The organism is Trujillonella humicola, from assembly GCF_046233715.1.
GTDB classification, from domain to species: domain Bacteria; phylum Actinomycetota; class Actinomycetes; order Mycobacteriales; family Geodermatophilaceae; genus Trujillonella; species Trujillonella humicola.
Window position 1 is genome coordinate 1 of record NZ_JBJNRJ010000117.1, and the last position, 1535, is coordinate 1535.

General features: G+C 71.0%; 1 protein-coding gene. It reads right to left on the reverse strand.

Features of this window, described 5'->3' with window-relative positions:
* Window positions 1–112: 112 nt before the first annotated feature.
* Window positions 113–1300 (reverse strand): NAD(P)-dependent malic enzyme, encoded by a 1188-nt coding sequence (locus tag ACK586_RS25315; protein WP_409333299.1) that lies wholly within the window; start codon window positions 1298–1300, stop codon window positions 113–115.
* Window positions 1301–1535: the final 235 nt, after the last annotated feature.

Sequence of the window (1535 nt, forward strand, 5' to 3'; positions counted from 1 at the left end):
CACCACACCTCATCGGCACGGTGATGATCAAGCGACAGATGTCATGAGACTTCATCCCTGACACATCTCATGGGACTCGACATCGGCGTCACGCCGACGGATCTCCTCCGGCTCAGACCGTCACGTGCTGCTCGCGGGCGCAGGCGGCCACCGCGGCGGCGACCGCCTCGGCGACCCGCCGGTCCAGCGGGCTGGGGACGATGTGGTCCGGCCGCAGGTCGTCACCGACCACGTCGGCGATGGCGGTGGCCGCGGCCAGCTTCATCTCCTCGGTGATGTGCTTGGCGCCGGCGTCGATGGCGCCGCGGAACACCCCCGGGAAGGCGAGCACGTTGTTGATCTGGTTCGGCTCGCCGCTGCGGCCGGTCGCGACGACGGCCGCGTACCGCGCCGCCATCTCCGGGTCGACCTCCGGGATGGGGTTGGCCAGCGAGAACACGATGCAGTTCGGCGCCATGGTCGCGACGGCCGCCTCCGGCACCGAGCCGCCCGACAGCCCGAGGTAGACGTCGGCGCCCTCCAGCGCACCGACCATCGACCCGGCGTAGCCCGCCCGGTTGGTGTTCTCGGCGACCCAGCGCTTGACCGGCGTCAGGTCCTCGCGACCGGTGTGCAGGACGCCGCGGGAGTCGGCGACGGCGATCTCGCCGACACCGGCCTCGAGCAGGATCTTGGTGCATGCCACACCCGCCGCGCCGGCACCGGACACCACGACGCGCAGGCCGGCCAGCTCCCGCCCGACGACCTTCGCCGCGTTGCGCAGGGCGGCGAGGACGACGATCGCCGTCCCGTGCTGGTCGTCGTGCATGACCGGGATGTCCAGCCGCTCGCGCAGCCGGTCCTCGATCTCGAAGCAGCGCGGGGCGCTGATGTCCTCCAGGTTGATGCCGCCGAAGGACGGCGCCATCGCCACCACCGTGTCGACGATGCGGTCGACGTCGGTCGTGTCCAGCACCACCGGCACCGCCGAGAGCCCGGCGAACTCGCTGAACAGGCAGGCCTTGCCCTCCATCACCGGCAGCGCGGCCCGGGGGCCGATGTCACCGAGCCCCAGCACCGCGGTGCCGTCGGACACGACGGCCACCGTGCGCGGCGCCCAGGTGAAGCGGCGGGCGAGCTCCGGCTCCGCGGCGATGGCGCTGCTCACGCGGGCCACGCCGGGGGTGTAGGTGAGCGCCAGATCGGCGATCGAGCCGATCCCACGGGTGGACCGTACGACCAGCTTGCCGCCCTCGTGCACCGCGAACGCCGGGTCGTCGGCGAATCGGTCGGGGAGGTGAGCGGCGTCGTTGCTGTCCATGGACACGGCAGCGTAATCCGGGTGCCCGACGGAGGGAGCTTGTCAACATTTCTGTGTAAGACCTGCAATCGATCTTGATGTGGTCAGCTGAGGTAGGGCTCGATGCGGTCGCCGAAGGCGATCATCATCTCGGCCATGGCGGGCTTCCAGCCCTGGGTGACGGCGCCCTCGACGAGCTTGCCGGGTGCGGTGCGCTGGTTGGCCGGCTTGCCGCGGTCCTTCATCCGTTCCCGGG

What these genes read in the sequence shown, in the direction of transcription:
- ACK586_RS25315 (WP_409333299.1), bottom strand. Translation starts at nt 1,300, where the DNA reads ATGGACAGCAACGACGCCGCTCACCTCCCCGACCGATTCGCCGACGAC.